The following is a 19393-nucleotide window of genomic DNA, read 5'->3' as shown; positions in this document are numbered from 1 at the left end:
AGGTTCTGATGTCGGCTTCCAGGTTGTTGCTCGTCTGCTGGGCAGCGTTGGCCACATTAAGCGTGTGCACCGTTGTGTTGTCACAAGTCGGTGCGACGTGGCTGTTGTCCATTGCCATTTTGCTGGTGGCGGTTGGCAAGGCCTGGCTGATCACCGATGGCTTCATGGAGATGCGCCACGCGCCGCGATTGTGGCGCCGGTTGATGGTGAGCTGGGCGCTGGTGTTGGCGGCCGTTGTCGGGTTGACGCTGGTGTCGTTCCGCTAGCCATCTGTGGCGAGGGAGCTTGCTCCCGTTGGGGCGCGCAGCGGCCCTAAAACCAGTCACCGCGAATATTCAGATAGAAAGCAGACACAGGTTTTACGGCTGCTTCGCAACCGAGCGGGAGCAAGCTCCCTCGCCACAGGTGGTGCCTGGCTTCATGGCGCCGATACCCGACCAAAACCATCTGCCTTTCTTGATCGCCATCAAGCAGGTTTCAGCTCTTGGCTTTCTATCATGGGCACGCCAAGCAAAGAGGAAGCGACCATGTCAGAGACCTTCACCAAAGGCATGGCCAGGAATATCTACTTCGGGGGAAGCGTCTTCTTCTTCCTGATATTCCTGGCCTTGACCTATCACACGGAACAGACCTTTCCAGTGCGCAGCAACGAAGCGCAGTTAACCGAATCAGTGATTCGCGGCAAAACGGTCTGGGAGCAAAACAACTGCGTCGGCTGCCACACGCTGCTGGGCGAGGGTGCCTATTTCGCCCCTGAGCTGGGCAACGTATTCCAGCGGCGCGGCGGGGAGGAGGGTTTTAAACCTTTTATGCATGCCTGGATGAAAATGCAGCCGCTGGGTGTACCGGGCCGACGAGCGATGCCGCAGTTCAAGTTGAGCGAGCAAGAGGTGGATGACATCGCCGAGTTCCTCAAATGGAGCTCGAACATCAACACCAATGGCTGGCCGCCAAACAAGGAGGGCTAAGAGATGAGCATCGCTAATCCGCATCTGAAATTCGCCTCGCAAGCCGTGGCCAAACCGTACTTCGTATTTGCCCTGATGCTGTTTCTCGGTCAGGTACTGTTCGGTTTGATCATGGGTGTGCAATACGTGATCGGAGACTTTCTGTTCCCGATCATTCCCTTCAACGTGGCGCGGATGGTGCACACCAACCTGCTGATCGTCTGGCTGCTGTTCGGCTTCATGGGCGCTGCCTATTACCTGATTCCGGAAGAGGCCGACCGCGAACTGCACAGCCCGAAACTGGCGATCATTCTGTTCTGGGTATTCGCTGCCGCCGGTGTGCTGACGATTCTCGGCTATCTGCTGGTGCCTTATGCGGGCCTGGCCAAACTGACGCATAACGAGCTGCTGCCGACCATGGGCCGGGAGTTCCTGGAGCAGCCGACCATCACCAAGATGGGCATTGTGGTGGTGTGCCTGGGCTTCCTCTACAACATCGGCATGACCCTGCTCAAAGGTCGCAAGACCACGGTCAGCATGGTGATGATGACCGGGTTGATCGGCCTTGCGGTGTTCTTCCTGTTCTCCTTCTACAACCCCGGCAACCTGGCCCGCGACAAGTTTTACTGGTGGTGGGTGGTGCATCTTTGGGTGGAAGGCGTGTGGGAACTGATCATGGGCTCGATGCTCGCCTTCGTGCTGATCAAGATCACCGGTGTCGACCGGGAAGTCGTGGAGAAATGGCTCTACGTGATCATCGCCATGGCGCTGATTACCGGGATTATCGGCACCGGTCACCACTTCTTCTGGATTGGTGCACCCGAGGTCTGGCTGTGGGTCGGCTCGATCTTCTCGGCACTTGAGCCGCTGCCGTTCCTGGCCATGGTGATCTTTGCCTTCAGCATGGTGAGGAACCGTCGTCGGCAACACCCGAACCGCGCCGCCACTCTTTGGGCCAAGGGCACCACGGTCACGGCGTTCTTCGGTGCGGGTGTCTGGGGCTTTCTGCATACCCTGGCGCCGGTCAACTTCTACACCCATGGTTCGCAACTGACGGCAGCGCACGGTCACCTGGCTTTCTACGGTGCTTACGCGATGATCGTGATGACCTTGATCAGCTACGCCATGCCACGACTGCGCGGGCTGGGTGAAGCGGGTGACGAGCGTTCACAGACCCTCGAAATCTGGGGCTTCTGGTTGATGACCCTGTCGATGGTGATGATCACGCTGTTCCTCACCGCGGCCGGTGTCGTACAGGTTTACCTGCAACGCTGGCAGGCTGATGGGATCGCATTGCCATTCATGGCCACGGTCGAACATCTGCAAGTGCTGTTCTGGGCGCGTCTGGGCGCCGGTCTCGGCTTCTTCGCCGGGTTGCTCTGTTACCTGTTCAGCTTCAAGCAACGTGGCCGCGCAGCCTTGCGCGCCGCGGCTGCGGTTGTGCCTTCATGAACGGCTAGAAAAGGTCGGCCCGGCTGATACAGCGGGCCGTTTTTTTGGTTTCCAGCAAGGGCAATCATCATGGCGTTTACCGTTGAACTGGAAGAGTGGGTAGGCAGTGTCTGGCATCGTTTCATCACCCGGCGCGCCAGCCCTGATTTCCCCGAAGCACGGGTTGAACTGGCCAGCCAGCAACGCCCGCTGGCGCTGTTGTTCCGCGCCATGGGCGGTGCCAATGGCGTCGGTGTGGAAGCGGCCAGCGACCGCGATCTGCTGCTGCGACGCAATGTGTTGCAGCAAATCGCCGGCACCTGCAAACAAGTACCGTTGGCGTGGTGTGACGAGCGTAATTTACGGCTGCCATCGAGCCTGGCGGTGTTTCCTGAAGTGGCACTGAATGAGGAACTCTATCGGTGGCTCGCGTTGCTCGCGGCGCAGGCCGGGCAGATGCGCCACTGGGGCCGGGACAATCAACGCTGGACGCAACAGCTGCTGCGACGCTATCCCGCGCTGCGTGTTCGGTACCAACGACTGGTCGATGCCCATCTGCAATTGCGCCCCGATCCGGCCTCGTTGAACGCCAGCGAAGCGGCGCTGGAACGGGCGTTATGCCAGGCGTTGCGTGAGCCCGGCAGTGTCGAGCATTTTCCCCGTAGCGAACGGGCCGCGTGGCCGCTGCCGCTGTGGTTGTACCCGCCGCAACACCTCGCTAGTCCCCAGGCTGCCGATCTGGGCGATGAGTCCGAAGAGTCGTTGACCACGCCACCCGGCGAGCAGAAAGGCGGGCGTAAACGCGCGACGCGGATCGATGAAAGCACCCGTGAAGGCGGGCTGCTGGTGGTGCGTCTGGAGAACCTGTTCAGCTGGACCGAGCACGTGGACCTGGATCGCTGGTCGGATGACAGCGAAGACCCGGACGCTGCCCGAGTCGCCGACGACCTGGATGAGTTGACGCTGTCGCGCACACGCCTGCGCAAGGGTGGCGGTCTCAAGCTGCATCTGGATTTACCACCGGCCGATGTCGACGATATCCCCCTCGGCGAGGGCATCAAGTTGCCGGAGTGGGACTATCGCAAACAACAGATGCAGGACCGCTTCGTCAACCTGCAAATGCTGGTGCCGCGCGACTGTGAGGCGCAGCCGCTGCCGCTACGCTTGAAGGCCTCGGCGCACCGCTTGCGGCGCCAGTTCGAGCACCTGCGCAATGATCGTCAATGGTTACGCCAACAACCTCAGGGATCAGAGCTGGACATGCAGGCCTGGCTGGATTTTCACGTTGATCGCGAGCATGGCCAGTGCGCCGAACGCGGTTTGTTCATGGAGCAGCGGCAGACTCGCCGCGACCTGGCGTGCCTGTTGCTGGCCGACGTGTCGATGTCCACCGACGCCCACCTGAACGATGAGCATCGTGTCATCGACGTCATCCGCGACAGCCTGCTGCTGTTCGGCGAAACCTTGTCGGTGCTGGGTGATGATTTCGCCCTGTACGGGTTTTCCTCGTTGCGTCGTCAGCAAGTGCGCATGCAGGAACTCAAGTCGTTCATCCAGCGTTATGACGACACCACCCGAGGTCGTATTCAAGGTCTCAAACCGGGGTATTACACACGCATGGGCGCCGCCATTCGCCAGGCCACGCAACTGTTGGGCACGAGCAAGCGGCGCAGCAAACTGTTGTTGCTGCTGACGGATGGCAAACCGAATGATCTGGATCTGTATGAAGGGCGCTACGGTGTTGAAGATACCTGCGAGGCGGTGCTGGAGGCACGGCGTCAGGGGCTGACGCCGTTCTGTATCACGATCGATCGCGAGGCCGGGGATTACCTGCCGTACATGTTCGGCGCCAATGGCTACACGTTGATCCGCCAACCCGAACAACTCCCCCTGCGCTTGCCGCAGCTGTACCGCCAGCTGACCCAGCCTTGAACCCCGGTTTGATCAACGCAGCATCAGCTGATGCTGCGCGGCAGCCAGAAAAACATCACCACGCAAAAGACCGTCAGGCCAACGCAGAACCACATGAATCGGCGCTGCCGACGTTCCCCGGCGTGTTCGGCCAGTACTGGCAGGGGCATGCCGCATTGGTGGCACTCGGTTTCTTGTGAAGGGTTGGCATGTTGGCAATACAGGCAGGCGGGCATGGTACTCACTCGAACTGTTCCAGGCGCAGACGATCAAGAATGGCAATCTGACGGCCGTCCTGAGTGATGATGTTTTCATCGATCAAGCGGCGGATGATTCGCGAAAAGGTTTCTGGCTGGATCGACAGATGCCCGGCAATCAGTTGCTTGGCCATCGGCAGTTCGAATTGGCAGTCAACGGTTTGCTGGCGCACCAGTTGCGTCAGCAGATAACGCACGACCCGGTGGGTGGCGTTTTTCAGCGACAGGGTTTCGATTTCGTTGACCCGTTGATGTAAACGAACGCAGAGCTTGCCCAGTAGTGCGAAGGTCAGCCGACTATTGCTCTGCAGCAGGCGCATATAGGTGCTGTTGGATAAACGATAGAGCTGGGTGGGGCAGATCGCTTCGGCCGAGGCTACATAGTTTGGGGTGTCCATTAGCATCATCGCCTCGGCAAAGGTTTGCCGATCGCTGATGACCTCGAACACTTTTTCCTGCCCATCCGGTGTCAGTCGGTAGATCTTCACCGCGCCGGAAATTATGAAATAGAACGCATCGGCCGGCTCACCCTGACGAAACAACGGCTCGCCTTTATCGATGCTCAGCAATTGGCTGGTACTCATCAATTCGTCCAGCTGTTCTTCGTTCAACGGCTCGAACAAATGATGACTGCGCAGAATCTGGTGATGGACGCGGTGAAGCACCATGAGAATTCATCCTGAAGATTGAGAAGGGGGCTGGCGATCAAGTCAGACGAGGCCCAGGGAAACGCCGCTGGCCACGGCCAGGATTGAGGTCAACACCACGAACCAGGCCAGTGGCTGGATGACTTTTTTCATGACGACTCCGGGTAATCGAGAGGGAACCAGGGTTTCTGTAAGGTTGCCCATGTTGAGCAAGACGCGGGCCAGGCCCGGAGGCCTTTGTTTAGTGGGGTTCTCAGCGATCAGGGTAGAAAATACCGTGATCTTTAGGGTTTAAATAACCATTAAAGGGTCATTTGTACCCTGAGCCGATCACCCTGTGGCGAGGGAGCTTGCTCCCGCTGGAGTGCGAAGCGCTCCCAAACATCGGCCATCGCAAACCGACAGATACAAGGCGTCAGCCGGTTTTACGGCTGCTGCGCACCCGAGCGGGAGCAAGCTCCCTCGCCACAGGAATACGAGAAAGCATCGAGGCACGTCCCTTGCACACTTGATCTGCGACAACGGCAATGGATCGGCAATACCCGATGATTGCCCCTGGACTCACCTCGGCGCCTGCGGGTTGGTGTCAGGTCAGCAACAAGGTAGAGGAGTGGTTTTATGCAAGTGCTTGACCGCCGTAAAGCGATGGCAATCACACCGCTGTTTCGGCTGGCCTTTCGGCCATTTTTCCTCGCCGGTTGCCTTTTGGCGGTGCTGGCCATTCCGCTCTGGCTGGCGGCCTTCAGTGGTTCGATTTCCAACTGGCAGCCGGCGGGCGGCTGGCTGGGCTGGCATCGGCATGAATTGCTGTTCGGGTTCGGGTTGGCGATTATCGCGGGCTTTCTGTTGACGGCGGTGCAGACCTGGACCGGTCGCCCCGGCCTCAGCGGCAAACCGTTGGCCGCGCTGGCGTTGCTGTGGTTATTGGCGCGGGTGGCCTGGCTGGCCAATGCGCCGTGGCCGTTGCTTGCAGTGCTGGAGCTGGCGTTCCCGTTGGCGGTGGCGGTACTCATGGGCTTCACCTTGTGGAAAGTGCGGCAGAAACGTAACTACCCGATTGTGGTGGTTTTGCTGTTGTTGGCCGTGGCTGACGGGTTGTCCCTGTATGGTCTGGTCGAGGGGCATGAAGGCTGGCAACGCCAAGGCGTGCTGAGCGGCATCTGGCTGGTGGCGGCGATGATGGGGTTGATCGGCGGGCGGGTAATTCCGTTCTTCACCCAGCGCGGCCTTGGTCGGGTTGAAGGCGTTGCCGCCTGGCCCTGGCTGGATCGACTGCTGTTGGTCGGTTCGCCGCTGGTGGCGTTGTTGTATGCCGCAGGACCTGCGCTCGCTCCCAATGTCTGGGTGGGCCTGCTGTTCGCGGTGCTGGCGGCAGGGCATCTGGTGCGCCTGGTGCGCTGGCATGACCGGGCACTCTGGCGCGTGCCGTTGCTGTGGTCGCTGCATCTGGCTTATGGCTGGTTGGCGGTGGCTTGTCTCGGGATGGCGCTGTGGCATTTCGGTGTGCCGATCAACCCGAGTCTGGCGGTGCATTGCCTGACCATAGGGGCCATGGCTGGCCTGGTGCTGGCGATGATCGCACGGGTCAGCCTCGGCCACACCGGTCGTCCCCTGGAGCCGCCATCGGGCATGACCCTGGCGTTCATTCTGCTCAACCTGGCGTGTCTGAGCCGGGTGGTGTTGATCCTGTTCTTGCCGTTGGCCGCATTGTGGCTGGCCGGTCTGTGCTGGGCGCTAGTGTTTGCGCTGTATGCCTGGCGCTACGGGCCGATGCTGCTGCGGGCCCGGGTTGACGGTCATCCGGGATGAGCACGCACACTGACAGAGGCTGCCGCTGATGTATCCGTTTTTTCTGGTCACACACCTGCTGGCGGCAATCGCCTTCATCGGCACGCTGTTTTTCGAGGTGGTCATCTGGCATCGCGCCCGCCAGCCGTTGACGGAGATTGCGCAAGTGACGGCGGATCAGGCGATTGCCCTGCGTTCGCGTAAGGTTCTGCATGGTGTGGTGTTGCTGTTGTATGGCGCCGGCATCGGTTTGGCGTGGCAGTACCGGGGCGCATTGAGTCAGCCGCTGGCCAGCAGTTTTGGTACGTTGCTGAGCCTGAAAATCCTGTTGGCCCTGAGCATCATTGGTCATTACTTGCTGCTGGCCTATTGGCTGACCCACGCGCGCCTGACCGCGACCCGCGCAAGCTGGATTCGCCGCAGTATCCTCGGGCACATGGTGTTGATCGTGATCCTGGCCAAGGCCATGTTCTATTGGCACGGCTGATCGCAATACGCCCCTCATAACCAAAACCCGCGTCAACCGGTTGGATGGCGCGGGTTGGGGGTGGCCGGCAATCGATCAATGGCGGGGGTTCAGGGCATTCATGAACAACACGTTGTTTTCCAGGTGGATGTGTTGCATCAAGTCGTCTTTGAACTCCAGCAGTCCGCGATAGAGGGCGCGCCAGGTGTTACAGGCATCGGCGGGCGGGATGATGTGATTGGTCAGGGCGAGCATTTTCTCGAGTGCTTCACCATGTTGATCATGTTCGAAACGCAGCACCTGGATCGGCGGTGCGGCCTGAGGACCAACGCCTTGTTGCAGCATCGGGAAGAGCACTTGTTCTTCCTTGAGCATGTGGCCTTCGAGTTCCTGCTGCATGTCTGTCAGCAGATCGGCCAGGCCGTTGGGGCAACTGCTGCGCGCGCCATGGACCTGCTCGACGCGGCAGGCCAGTCGGATCAGCTCCGGCAGTTGCTCGCGGTGGCGGGCGTGGTAGCGCGTCAGAAGGTGGACGATCAGCAGTTCCGACGGTTCGTTGCGCCAGTCGTGCTGGGTTTCGCCGGCGTCTTGCAGAATCTGCAGGGCGTCGGCAATGAGGACCGGATCGAGGTTTTTGCCAAGGGCCGCTTCACGCAGGCTTTTATGCCCGCCGCAACAGAAGTCCAGTTTGAAGGTGTGAAAGATCCGGGTGGCGCCGGGAATGTCGCAGGCCAGTTGGCCGAGGCTTTGTTCCAATAGGGGCTGGCTCATCAGGGTTCCTTGTTTAGGTTTCAACAGGTTCCCCAGACCCATTGCATCCGGCATGCCATTTTTAACTGATTGAAAACCATGGATTAATTTTTAGTTGTGGTGACAGGCACCCTGACGCTTTAGGGTGAATCCAACCATAGAGGGTGATTACTACCATGCTGCGAGAAAGCCTGGCAGCCGACCTGATCGTCGAGTTGCCCAATGCCGTACGGTTGCAACGACTGGTCCAGACCTTGCGCGAATACTTCAACAGTGGCGCCGTGGGGTTGTTACGTCTGGATGACGACAGCCTCAGGCCCGTTGCGACGGTGGGGCTGGTTCATGAAGCGTTGGGGCGTCGGTTCGTCATTGCCCAGCATCCTCGGCTGGCAGCGATCATGGCGTCGCGCGAGCCGACCTGGTTCGAGCCCGACAGCCGCCTGCCGGACCCCTACGACGGCTTGCTCGACAACCATGTCGGCGAGCCGCTGCCGGTGCATGACTGCATGGGCGTGAGCCTCTATGTCGAGGGGCGGATCTGGGGCGCGATCACCCTCGATGCGCTGCACGCCGGGACCTTTGACAACCGGGCGCGGGAAGAACTCAAGCGTTGCACTTTGCAGATCGAAGCCGCCGTGCGGGTCACCCGCCTGGAGCAGGAAAACCGCAGCTTGCGCCTGTCCCGTAGCGATCCCCAGGACTTGCGCATGCCCGTCGGGGAGGGCGAGATCCTTGGGCAGAGTGAGGTGTTGCATCAGTTGCTCAATGAGCTGGATGTACTGGCCGATTCCGATCTGCCGGTATTGCTGCTGGGCGAGACCGGCGTCGGCAAAGAGCTGTTTGCCCGGCGCTTGCATCGTCTTTCAAGGCGCCATCACAAACCGCTGATACAGGTTAACTGCGCAGCCTTGCCGGAGTCGCTGGCGGAGAGTGAGTTGTTCGGGCATGTCAAAGGCGCCTTTTCCGGTGCCACCAGTGACCGTGCCGGACGCTTCGATGCCGCCAACGGTGGCACGCTGTTTCTCGATGAAGTGGGTGAATTGCCGTTAAGTGTGCAAGCGAAATTGCTGCGCACCCTGCAAAACGGCGAGATCCAGCGCCTGGGCGCCGACAAACCATTGCACGTCGATGTACGAATCATCGCCGCCACCAACCGGCACCTGCCGGACAGCATCCGCGATGGCTTGTTTCGCGCCGATCTGTATCACCGCCTCTCGGTGTACCCGGTGCCGATTCCAGCCCTGCGCGAGCGTGGTCACGATGTGTTGATGCTGGCCGGGCATTTTCTGGAGCTCAATCGGGCGCGGCTCGGCCTGCGAGGTTTGCGTTTGTCGCCGGCGGCGGAGCGAGCCTTGCTGGCATACACCTGGCCGGGCAATGTGCGCGAACTGGAGCACGTAATCAGTCGGGCCGCGTTGAAGCAGCTCAGTCGCGGGACGAGTCGCACGTCGATCATGACGCTGGAGCCAGAGGTTCTCGATCTCGACAGCCCTATGGCAGTACCGGGGGCAGAGGTCGAGCCATCCCGAAACATTACGGCTGATCTGCCGTTCCAGCCCTTGGGCGAAGCCGTCGACGATTACCAGCGCAAGAAGATCCTCGAGGCACTGAGTCTGTCCGGGGACAACTGGGCCAGCGCCGCGCGGATGCTGGAAGTCGACCCCAGCAATTTGCACAAACTGGCGCGGCGCCTGCGTCTGAAGTAGGTAAGGGCGCTGCCGCTTCGACGCTCGGCGTTGATGACGGTCAAGGTGGTATTGCGCAGTGCCTCGCACACTGCGCAAAACCTTCCGGAGATCACCGTCATGCCCCTGTCCCTGGCCCAAATGCGCCGTAACTACACCCTTAATGGCCTGCAAGATGAGGCTGCGCTGGACGATCCGCTGGCGATGTTCCGGCAATGGCTGCAACAGGCCCGCGACACCGAGTGCGCACCTGTCGAGGCCAATAGCATGGTGCTGGCGACGGTCGATGATGAAGGGCGGCCGCACTGTCGGGTGCTGTTGCTCAAAGGCTTGAGCGATGAAGGTTTTACTTTTTTCGGTAATTATCAGAGCGACAAGGGTCGGCAACTGGCCGCCAATCCCTATGCCGCCATGACGTTTTTCTGGCCGGGGCTGGAGCGTCAAGTGCGCATCGAAGGCCGGGTGTCCAGGCTCGACCCACAACTCTCGGATGCATACTTCGATTCCCGCTCGATGGCCAGTCGCCTGGGCGCCTGGGCTTCACCGCAAAGCCGTCCGTTGGCCAGCCGTGCCGCGCTGGAATCGATGCTGGCGCAAACCATCAAAGGCTTCGTCGGCCAGACCGTTTCGCGCCCCGAGCATTGGGGTGGCTACTGCCTGCACCCTGAACGTCTGGAGTTCTGGCAGGGCCGTGCCGACCGCTTGCATGACCGTCTCGATTACCGGTTGCGAGATGGTGCATGGCAACGGCGCCGCTTGGCACCTTGAACACTTCTCACCGACTCACGAAATGATGCACCAAGCACAAAACCTGTGGCGAGGGAGCTTGTCGGATCGCCGCACCGTCCCGTTCGGCTGCGAAGCAGTCGTAAAACGGCGGATGCGGTCTACCTGAAGAATTGCGGGGGCAGGTTTTGGGGCCGCTCCGCAGCCCAGCGGGAGCAAGCTCCCTCGCCACAGGTCTGTGCGCCACTTGTCATCACCGCCGACTGGTATTCCACCATGTCCCCTGTCGAGGTACCTCCTTGGAGGAATAGGCTCGTTCGCTATTCCGGTTCAGGCTTTGGGCCATACCCTCATCTACGGGAAAGTCTGGATATGGCCCATCTGACGCAACGCAGTTTCGAACCCCTGAACATTGCCGTGCTGACCATCAGCGATACGCGCACTTTTGACACCGACACCTCGGGACAGACCCTGACGGATTTGCTGCAAACCGCCGGGCATGTGTTGATCGATCGGGATCTGGTCAAGGACGACATTTATCAGATCCGCGCAACGGTCTCCCAGTGGATCGCCGACCCCCGGGTGCAAGTCATATTGATGACTGGCGGCACCGGTTTCACCGCTCGTGACAACACACCGCAAGCGGTGCTGCCTCTGCTGGACAAACATGTGGAAGGCTTCGGCGAATTGTTCCGCCAGGTGTCGCTGGAGGAGATTGGCATGTCCAGTCTGCAGTCCCGGGCACTGGCCGGGATGAGTAACGGTGTGCTGGTGTGCTGCGTTCCTGGCTCGCCGGGTGCCTGCCGGACCGCCTGGAACAAGATTCTGCTTGAGCAGCTGGACAGTCGCACCGGCCCGTGTAACTTCGCCCCGCATTTGAAAGCGCAAGCGCAGCGGGTCATCGACGCCTGCGAGACACGTTCATGAGCGGCCGGGTGTGCGACCTCGGCAACCTGATGCCCGTGGACGAGGCCATCAGCCGTCTGCTCGACCAGGCGCCGCCACCGCCCCTTGCGCAAAAGGTCCGTCTGGACCAGGCCATGGGGCGGGTACTGGCGGTGGACATTCATTGCCCGGTGAATCTCCCTGCCTGGAACAACAGTGCCATGGACGGTTATGCCCTCAGGGCGGCTGATTTGCCGCAGGCGGGTGGCTGGTTGACGATTGGCGGGCGAATCGCGGCGGGGGATCAGGCGTATTCGCCTTTGCTCGCGCAACAAACGGTACAGATCTTTACCGGCGCGCCATTACCTCCGGGTGCCGATACCGTGGTGCCGCAAGAGCGCTGCCGGGTCGAGGGTGAGCGCGTCTGGTTCCCGCCGGTATCCGTTGGTGATCACGTGCGCAAGGAAGGGGAGGAAGTTCGCCGCGGGCATCTGTTGCTCAAGGCCGGCAAACGCCTGCGCGCACAAGAACTGGGGTTGCTGGCCGGTGCCGGGATAGCGCGGGTCGAGGTCTATCGGCCGTTGCAGGTGTGCCTGCTCAGCAGCGGAAATGAACTGCGCGAGCCCGGCGACCCTTTGGCGCCCGGGCAGATTTACAACAGCAACCGGTATTGCCTCGCTGCGTTATTGCGCGGCTGGGGCGTCGAGGTGCATGACTATGGCGTCATGGCCGATGAGTTGGTGGCCAGCCGGCATGCCTTGAGTCTGGCGTCTTCGGAATGCGACTTGCTGTTGAGCTCCGGTGGCGTGTCGGTCGGCGAGGAAGATCACCTCAAGCAGGTCATCGAGGAGCTGGGCAGTGTGGATTTCTGGCGGCTGGCGATCCAGCCGGGTAAGCCATTGGCCTATGGCGAAGTGGCCGGTAAACCGTGGATCGGTATGCCGGGAAACCCGTCAGGGGCGCTGATTACCGCGTTGGTGGTGGTGCGTCCGTTCCTGCTCAGGGCCCAGGGCGTGACTGACATGCTGCCAGTGCCGTTGGCTGTACCCGCCGGGTTCGACTGGTTGCAGCGAAACAAGCGTCGACAATACCTGCGGGCCAGATTGATGCCCGGCGCCCATGGCCAGTTGAGTGTGGAATTGCACCCTCAGCAAAGCTCGGCGATGTTGACCGCCGCGTGCTGGGCCGACGGGCTGGCGGTGATCGAGTGCGAGCAGCAAGTGCTCAAGCACGACAACGTGATGTTCCTGTCCTTCGCCGACCTGATGCAGTGATGGCAATTGATTGCCGTCAAGGCTGTGCCTGTCGGTCTGGCTAGACTGTGTGGCGAGGGAGCTTGCTCCCGCTGGGTCGCGAAGCGGCCCTGTTATTCAGGCCTGCTGCGCAGTCCAGCGTCGGAACGCCGCCCGGAACAGGCTCGCTCGCCACAAGCGCATTCCAACCATGGCTGATTAGGCTCCGGACTGCGCTTTTTGATGAGGATTACCCATGCAACTGGTCTGCCCGGCAGGGAACCTGCCTGCGCTTAAAGCGGCGGTGCGCCAAGGCGCCGATGCCGTGTATGTCGGCTTTCGCGATGACACCAACGCCCGGCATTTCGCGGGGCTGAACATGGACGACAAACAGTTCGACGCTGCCGTCGCTCACATCCGCCAGCATCAACGCAAACTCTACGTCGCGGTCAACACGTACCCACAACCCAAGGGCTGGGAGCGCTGGCAACGAGCGGTGGATCGTGCCGCCGATTTCGGCGTCGATGCGCTGATCGCCGCCGACCCCGGGGTGCTCGACTATGCCAGTCAGCATCACCCGCAATTGGCCTTGCATCTGTCGGTTCAGGGTTCGGCAACCCATGCCGCGGCGCTGGAATTTTATGCGCAGCGCTACGGCATTCGTCGTGCGGTGCTGCCACGGGTGTTGTCGTTGGCGCAGGTACGTCAAGTCGCCGCCAGCAGCCCGGTGCCCATCGAAGTCTTCGGCTTCGGCAGCTTGTGCATCATGGCCGAAGGGCGTTGTCACCTGTCTTCCTACATTACCGGCGAGTCGCCGAACCTGTGCGGTGTTTGTTCGCCAGCCAAAGCCGTGCGTTGGAGCGAGGACGCCGAAGGCTTGAGCGCGCGCCTCAGCGAAGTGCTGATCGATCGCTACACCCCTGACGAATCGGCCGGTTACCCGACCTTGTGCAAAGGCCGTTTTCTGGTCGATGGCAAACGCTTTCATGCGCTGGAGGAACCCACCAGCCTCGACACCCTGGACTTGCTGCCGGAACTGACAGCCATCGGCGTCGAAGCGGTGAAAATCGAGGGCCGCCAACGCAGCCCGGCGTATGTCGAACAAGTCACCCGGGTCTGGCGAGCGGCACTGGACGCCCATCGTGGCGCGCCAGGCAGTTTTCGGGTCAAGGAAGAATGGCGTCAGGTGCTGGCCGGTTTGTCCGAAGGCAGCCAGACCACCCTGGGCGCTTATCATCGATCATGGCAATGAGGGACGCGACATGAAACTCAGCCTGGGACCGGTCCTGTTTTATTGGGACAAAGAGCAACTCAGCAACTTTTACGCCGACATGTCGACCTTGCCCCTGGACGTGATTTATCTGGGGGAAACCGTGTGTTCCAAACGCCGGGCCTTTTCCCTGGATCAATGGCTGGGGCTGGGGCGCGAGTTACAGGAATGCAGCCCGGCACAGTTGGTGCTTTCCAGCCTGACGCTGATCGAAGCAGCGTCCGAGCTCTCGAGCCTGCGCCGGCTGTGCGACAACGGCGAGTTGTTGGTGGAGGCCAACGACATGGGCGCGGTGCAATTCCTGGCCGAACGCAAGCTACCTTTCGTGGGCGGCCCGGCTCTCAATCTGTACAACGGTCACTCATTGGCACAATTACTCGACAGCGGAATGACTCGCTGGGTGCCGCCGGTGGAGTGTTCGGCGGCGCTGATCAGCGACGTGATCGGGCAGGTGCGTGAATTGGGTCGTGCAGTGCCGGAAGTTGAAATCTTCGCCTATGGGCATCTGCCGTTGGCCTATTCCGCCCGCTGCTTCACTGCCCGTGCAGAAAACCGACCCAAGGACGACTGCCGGTTTTGCTGCATCAACTACCCCGATGGCCTGGCGCTGACCAGCCAGGAAGGGCAACCACTGTTTACCCTTAACGGTATTCAAACGATGTCGGCCGAGGTGACCAATCTGCTGGCCGATTACGCCGGACTGGTGGCCTGCGGTGCCGATCTGTTGCGCTTGAGCCCTCGTGCCCAGGGCATGGACGAAGTGATCGCGGCCTATCAACGGGTTCGTCTGGGCGAAACACCGCCGCTGTTCGTCGAAGGTTGCAATGGCTATTGGCATGGCCAGGCCGGCATGCTGCGCGTCGAGGAGGTCGGCCTGTGTTGAATCGAAAAAAGTGGCTGTTGAAAGGTGCCGACCGGTTGTTGCCACTGGTGCGACGGGTGCCTTTTGCCGTTCAGCGCCTGGCGTTGCAGCAGGCGCTGAATCGCTGCCTCGCCGAGCCATTGCGCGAGGGCGAGTTCGAAGTGCTGCGCGGGCGTTGGCTGTGCTTGCGGATTCCGGACCTGGGTTTGTCCTGGTACTTGACGCTCAGTCGTCAGGGCTTGCGGATTGCCGAGCGCGCTACGGCGAACGTGACCATCAGCGGTAACTGGCGCGAATTTTTACTCCTGGCCAGCCGTCAGGAAGATCCGGACACGTTGTTCTTTCGCCGGCGGCTGGTCATCGAGGGTGATACTGAACTGGGTCTGGCGCTGAAGAACCTGATCGACAGCCTTGACCCCGATGTTCTGCCTGTGTGGTTGTGGCGCAATCTGGAGAGGGCGGGGAAGGGTTTGGCGGCGGGGTAATCGACATCGTTCGGTCCTGCTCCGTGGGCCTTCCGACGGGGCAGATCAAGATCAAAAGCCAAAGCAAAGCAACAGCAGCCGTTCCCACACTGATCGTTCCCACGCTCTGCGTGGGAATGCCGCCGGGGACGCTCCGCGTCCCGCTGTCGACGCAAGGCGTAAATCCTGCGCACTGGTGACGCGGAGCGTCACGGGATGCATTCCCACGCAGGAGCATGGGAACGATCATTACGCGCAAGCGTTAAATTGCGTTGATCATCAGACCACCGTTTACTGCCGGTTTCCATGCTGGCGGGCATCACTGGCAATCAACCGCCTGATCCCTTCAAACAACTCATCACTCTGTGCATCCGTACAATCCTCGCCATAGCGTTTGCGCAGCCCGTAATGGCTGAGAATCAGGTGCACGTCGGCGTGCAGGCCATGTTGCTTGAGGCAGTTCTCGACGCATTGCAGCGGGCAGCCGTCCAGCGCGAATATCCGGCGCCCCGAGCGCGCTTTGTTGACCAGCGCTGCCACATGCCCGCCGACACCAACGATGCAGGACATTTCAGCGAGACCACTGCGATCCAGGCGCACGGCCAGGGTGTTGGCCAGTTGGGCGACGTTGGAGCAGCCTGAGCAGGAGTAAACCAAAGGCAGGGTTGAACGGGGCATTTACACTCTCCGTGGATGGGCTCTGTCAGTGTGCAAGAGGTGTGGCACGGCGCCTTGATGACGGTCAATTCTGACTATTGGAAAGCGGCCAGTTCCTCTTCAGCGAGGATGCTGATGTGGCGTCGTTCCATGGCAATCAGGCCGCTTTCCACCAGGCGATGCAGTATCCGCGAAAAGGTTTCCGGCTGAATTCCCAGCTTCGACGCCACCAGGCGTTTGGACATCTGCAAGACAATCTGGCCGGTCATCGGGTGGCGTTCCTGGAACAGGAAATTGATCACCCGACGGCTCGCACTGGCCATAGTCAAGGTATCGATGTCGCGCAGACGCAGGTGCAGGTGAACGCTCATGCTCGCCAGGATGGCCAGGCAGACTTTTGGCTGGTCCTCCAGGGCATTGCGGTAATGGTTGCCGTCGATGCTCACCAGCACGCTGTCCTTCAGCGCGGTGGCGCTCACCGGATACAGACGAGCCTGGCTGAACAGCAAGGCTTCGGCAAAAGTCTGGCCGGGCTGAATGATCTCCACCAGGTTCTCCTGGCCTTCACCGGTGAGCCGGTACAACTTGACCTGGCCGCTGACCAGCAGGAAAAAACGCCGGGCCGGATCCCCTTGATGCATGAGCGTACTGTGACAACTCAGACGTTTGAGCATGGCCAGGCTGCAGACTTCCTCGAAGACTTTCTCCGGCAGTTGGCTGAACAGATGATGACGGCGCAACGTTAAAACGATGGAAGGGTGAGTCAGCATGGCGTACCTCCGCTGACGGCCATAGTAGAGAGCGCGGGCCCGATGACCTATGCCTCTGCAGGTCTACCTCCAAAGAGGAATACCCGTCAGCCGGCGTTGCGCAGATGCTCCATGGCCCACACCGCCGCCTCTACTCGTGAGCGCAAGCCGAGTTTGTGCAACAGATTCTTGACGTGAACCTTGACCGTGCCTTCGGTGATGCCCAGCTTGTGCCCGATGACCTTGTTGCTGAAGCCGCTGGCGATGGTCTTCAACACCTGGCGTTCGCGCTCGGTGAGTTCCACCACGGCCTGACGTGCAGGAGCACGCAGCGCTTGCGCCATGACTTGGGTCAGTCCCGGGCTGATCACCAGCGCTCCGTTCAGGGCATCGCGGATGTACTGAATCAACAATTCGGGCTCCATGTCCTTGAGCAGATAGCCGTCGGCATCCAGGCGCAGTGCATCGCGAATATCGTCTTCGGCGTCCGATACCGTAAACAGCAGCACTTTGCCGGTGTAGTGCATGGCCCGTAGTCGGCGCAGGGTTTCGATGCCATTCATTTGCGGCATGTTGTTATCGAGCAAAACCAGATCCGGTTGAAGCGGCTCAATGAGGCTGAGTGCTTCTTCACCCTGGCTGGCTTCGCCGACGATCAGGAAATCATCTTCGAGTTCGAGCATCTGGCGAATGCCGTGACGCATCATCGGGTGATCGTCTACCAGCAGGATTTTGTGTTGTGGGGACGGGGTCATGTGGCGCTACCTTCTGTTTGCTGCCCGAGAAACTCCGGGTGGAATTCCAGTTGGACACGGGTGCCTTGGGGCTCCCTGGAAAATATCTGCAGTTGGCCGCGCAAGCTGCGAGCCCGCTCATCCATGATGTTCAGGCCGTGGTGTTCGCGTTGATCGACGTTGCCACTGAACCCACGCCCGTCGTCTTCGACCGACAACCTGACGGTCTCGCCATCCTGGCGCAGTTGCAGCCAGGCGTTTTGCGCATGGGCGTGACGCAGGCAGTTGGAGAGTGCCTCGCGGGTGATCTGCAAAATGTGGATCTGTTCGCTGGCCGATAGCTGAAAGGCCAGCGTGTCGACGTGCAGGTGCACCTGAAACTCTCCGCGACGGGAAAACTCCTCGGCCGTGTCCTTGAGTTCCTGGACCAGTCCCGCGTCGTGAATCTGTAAGCGAAACGTGGTCAGCAACTCGCGCAACTGGCGATAGGCATTGTTCAGTCCCTCGCGCAATTCGCCGGTGACGGTTTCCAGGGTCTGGACCGGTTCGCCGCGGCGCATCAGGGTCTGCATGCGGCTGACTTGCAGCTTCATGTAGGACAGGGCCTGGGCCAGTGAATCATGCAGCTCGCGGGCGATGATCGTGCGTTCTTCGAGCAGTAGCAGGCGATGATCCTGTTCCCGTTGGCGCTTGAGCGAGAGCGAGGTGCCGATCAGATTGGCCAGGGCCTGGATCAGTTGGGTTTCCCAGGCTTGCATGGGGTGCCCGTCGACAAAGTGCGCCTTGAGCTCACCCAGTTCACTGCCCTGGTTGCTGATGCTGAAGATTTTCGGGTTGGTTTTAGGGTGTCGCTGGCACGTGGCGCAGTCGCTACTGGCGCAGACTTCCCGGATGTTCGCGCCATGCAGGGCGAGCAACTGCTGGGCCGGTGCCTGCAGCTGTCCCTGCAGACACAGCGACAGGCGCAAGCCGGGCAGGCGTTGCTGGAAGCGTCGAATCAACTCGTCCAGCCCCTCGGCATTGGCCAGGCGTGTGGCCAGGCTTCGGCTGCTTTGATACAGAAGCTCCAGGGCGGCATTGGCTTGTTGCAGGTTCAGGGTTTTTTGCTGGACCTGACTCTCCAGGGTGCGATGCGACTCTTCGATCGTCTCGGCCATGGTGTTGAAACTCATGGCCAACTGGCCCAGCTCATCCTCGGACTGATGGTTGACCCGCACCTTGAAGTCGCCGCGACGAAAGCGCTGGGTTGCATCCACCAACTCCTTCAAAGGAGTGACAACGCCGTACTGCAGTTCGTAGAGCCCGAGCAACAGGACAATCATGGTGGTGAACAGTGCCAGGCCCTGGATCGCCTGTTGCCAGCCTTGTTTTTGTTCGCTTTGGCGCTGCAACAGATCGACGAACTGGTTCAGTTGCTCAACGAAGGACTGCGCCTGGACCTGAAAGGCCGCAGCATCGCCGCGCTCCAGTGCCGGACGCAAATCCTCATTCCAGTGTTGCTGGATTTGCCCATAACTGAGTTGCAATGCGATGCTCGGGCCATCTTCCAGCACCGCTTTGAGCGAGTGGCTGTCCAAGCGGTTTTGCAGGCTGTCGATGATGGCGGTGATTTCTTCGCCGGCGGCGCCAGCGGCGAGTTTCCAGCTCAGGTGATAGGTCTCCATGCGCACCGAGCCTGCGGTGTTGATGGCAGCGGCATCGCCCTGGCTGAACCAGGCAATCAGCCCGGCGCTCAATGAACTGGCGAGCGCCAGCACGGCGATCAGGATCACCGCCAGCCCGGCGCGAGCGGGCAGGGAGCTGCGCAACCAGCGCATCATCGGCGCAGGTCCGGGCAACAAATAAGAAAACAGAGCATGCAAAGTTCCAGCGTGGGGTTTTGCCGCCGATCCGGGGCGCGCTACCTCTAAAGAGTTGTCGACAGTTCCTTGT

General features: G+C 60.6%; 20 protein-coding genes. 13 read left to right on the top strand and 7 right to left on the bottom strand.

Annotated elements, in window-relative coordinates; all coding sequences use genetic code 11:
* The first annotated feature begins 8 nt into the window (after nt 1–8).
* The 4 genes from AC1RO5_RS07780 to AC1RO5_RS07765 all read left to right on the top strand — a co-directional run bounded on the left by AC1RO5_RS07780 (nt 9) and on the right by AC1RO5_RS07765 (nt 4310).
* Nucleotides 9–266 (top strand): cytochrome C oxidase subunit IV family protein, encoded by a 258-nt coding sequence (locus AC1RO5_RS07780; protein WP_111454564.1) that lies wholly within the window; start codon nt 9–11, stop codon nt 264–266.
* Between the two features lie 261 nt (nt 267–527).
* Nucleotides 528–968, top strand: a complete 441-nt coding sequence (locus tag AC1RO5_RS07775; protein WP_019649082.1) for a c-type cytochrome — start codon at nt 528–530, stop codon at nt 966–968.
* Nucleotides 969–971: 3 nt separating this feature from the next.
* Nucleotides 972–2399, top strand: a complete 1428-nt coding sequence (locus AC1RO5_RS07770) for a cbb3-type cytochrome c oxidase subunit I (RefSeq protein WP_493174173.1) — start codon at nt 972–974, stop codon at nt 2397–2399.
* A gap of 69 nt (nt 2400–2468) precedes the next feature.
* Nucleotides 2469–4310, top strand: coding sequence for a nitric oxide reductase activation protein NorD (locus AC1RO5_RS07765; RefSeq protein ID WP_493174171.1), 1842 nt, complete (start codon nt 2469–2471; stop codon nt 4308–4310).
* A 23-nt stretch (nt 4311–4333) separates the two neighbouring features.
* Here the strand turns inward: AC1RO5_RS07765 and AC1RO5_RS07760 are convergent, their stop codons facing one another.
* Entirely contained in the window at nt 4334–4534 is a 201-nt protein-coding gene (locus AC1RO5_RS07760) for a protein DnrP (RefSeq protein ID WP_493174169.1), read from the bottom strand.
* Nucleotides 4531–5214, bottom strand: a complete 684-nt coding sequence (locus AC1RO5_RS07755) for a Crp/Fnr family transcriptional regulator (protein WP_258673691.1) — start codon at nt 5212–5214, stop codon at nt 4531–4533. Before AC1RO5_RS07755 ends, AC1RO5_RS07760 begins: the two co-directional genes overlap by 4 nt.
* A gap of 597 nt (nt 5215–5811) precedes the next feature.
* Between AC1RO5_RS07755 and AC1RO5_RS07750 the strand changes: the two genes are divergently transcribed.
* Nucleotides 5812–7002 (top strand): NnrS family protein, encoded by a 1191-nt coding sequence (locus tag AC1RO5_RS07750; RefSeq protein ID WP_493174167.1) that lies wholly within the window; start codon nt 5812–5814, stop codon nt 7000–7002.
* Between the two features lie 28 nt (nt 7003–7030).
* Entirely contained in the window at nt 7031–7468 is a 438-nt protein-coding gene (locus AC1RO5_RS07745) for a membrane protein (protein ID WP_019649076.1), read from the top strand.
* A 75-nt stretch (nt 7469–7543) separates the two neighbouring features.
* On the opposite strand, the gene ytfE is transcribed toward AC1RO5_RS07745, so the two are convergent.
* Nucleotides 7544–8218 (bottom strand): iron-sulfur cluster repair protein YtfE, encoded by a 675-nt coding sequence (gene ytfE, locus AC1RO5_RS07740; RefSeq protein WP_493174165.1) that lies wholly within the window; start codon nt 8216–8218, stop codon nt 7544–7546.
* Between the two features lie 155 nt (nt 8219–8373).
* Here ytfE and norR point away from each other — a divergent pair, with 155 nt between their 5' ends.
* The 7 genes from norR (at nt 8374) to ubiT (ending at nt 15342) form a co-directional block, all read left to right on the top strand.
* Nucleotides 8374–9903: a nitric oxide reductase transcriptional regulator NorR gene (norR, locus tag AC1RO5_RS07735; protein WP_493174163.1), complete on the top strand. Its 1530-nt coding sequence runs from the start codon at nt 8374–8376 to the stop codon at nt 9901–9903.
* 99 nt (nt 9904–10002) lie between these two features.
* Nucleotides 10003–10650 carry a pyridoxamine 5'-phosphate oxidase gene (gene pdxH / locus AC1RO5_RS07730; RefSeq protein WP_493174161.1) on the top strand — a complete coding sequence of 216 codons (648 nt, stop codon included), beginning with the start codon at nt 10003–10005 and terminating at the stop codon, nt 10648–10650.
* A 330-nt stretch (nt 10651–10980) separates the two neighbouring features.
* A complete protein-coding gene (gene moaB / locus AC1RO5_RS07725; protein WP_493174159.1) occupies nt 10981–11535 on the top strand; it encodes a molybdenum cofactor biosynthesis protein B in 555 nt (184 codons plus the stop codon).
* Nucleotides 11532–12767, top strand: a complete 1236-nt coding sequence (locus AC1RO5_RS07720; RefSeq protein ID WP_493174157.1) for a molybdopterin molybdotransferase MoeA — start codon at nt 11532–11534, stop codon at nt 12765–12767. Before moaB ends, AC1RO5_RS07720 begins: the two co-directional genes overlap by 4 nt.
* A gap of 214 nt (nt 12768–12981) precedes the next feature.
* Nucleotides 12982–13977: a ubiquinone anaerobic biosynthesis protein UbiU gene (gene ubiU, locus AC1RO5_RS07715; RefSeq protein ID WP_493174155.1), complete on the top strand. Its 996-nt coding sequence runs from the start codon at nt 12982–12984 to the stop codon at nt 13975–13977.
* 10 nt (nt 13978–13987) lie between these two features.
* Complete coding sequence (locus tag AC1RO5_RS07710) at nt 13988–14878, top strand: U32 family peptidase (protein ID WP_493174153.1); 891 nt, start codon at nt 13988–13990, stop codon at nt 14876–14878.
* On the top strand, nt 14872–15342 hold the full coding sequence (gene ubiT, locus AC1RO5_RS07705) for a ubiquinone anaerobic biosynthesis accessory factor UbiT (RefSeq protein WP_258673701.1): 471 nt from the start codon (nt 14872–14874) through the stop codon (nt 15340–15342). The genes AC1RO5_RS07710 and ubiT overlap by 7 nt, the downstream gene beginning before the upstream one ends.
* 270 nt (nt 15343–15612) lie before the next feature.
* Here ubiT and AC1RO5_RS07700 read toward each other — a convergent pair whose 3' ends face one another.
* The 4 genes from AC1RO5_RS07700 to AC1RO5_RS07685 form a co-directional block, all read right to left on the bottom strand.
* Nucleotides 15613–15999, bottom strand: coding sequence for a putative zinc-binding protein (locus tag AC1RO5_RS07700; protein ID WP_493174151.1), 387 nt, complete (start codon nt 15997–15999; stop codon nt 15613–15615).
* 74 nt (nt 16000–16073) lie between these two features.
* The gene (locus AC1RO5_RS07695; protein WP_493174149.1) at nt 16074–16748 is read right to left on the bottom strand and encodes a Crp/Fnr family transcriptional regulator; all 675 of its coding nucleotides are present in this window, start codon (nt 16746–16748) and stop codon (nt 16074–16076) included.
* Nucleotides 16749–16834: 86 nt separating this feature from the next.
* Nucleotides 16835–17482, bottom strand: coding sequence for a two-component system response regulator NarL (narL, locus tag AC1RO5_RS07690; RefSeq protein ID WP_018927806.1), 648 nt, complete (start codon nt 17480–17482; stop codon nt 16835–16837).
* The gene (locus tag AC1RO5_RS07685) at nt 17479–19281 is read right to left on the bottom strand and encodes a HAMP domain-containing protein (RefSeq protein ID WP_493174147.1); all 1803 of its coding nucleotides are present in this window, start codon (nt 19279–19281) and stop codon (nt 17479–17481) included. Before AC1RO5_RS07685 ends, narL begins: the two co-directional genes overlap by 4 nt.
* Nucleotides 19282–19393 lie beyond the last annotated feature (112 nt).

The sequence above is a fragment of the Pseudomonas sp. GW822-FHT02G04 genome (assembly GCF_058802085.1).
This window is presented reverse-complemented; position numbering and strand designations above follow the sequence as displayed.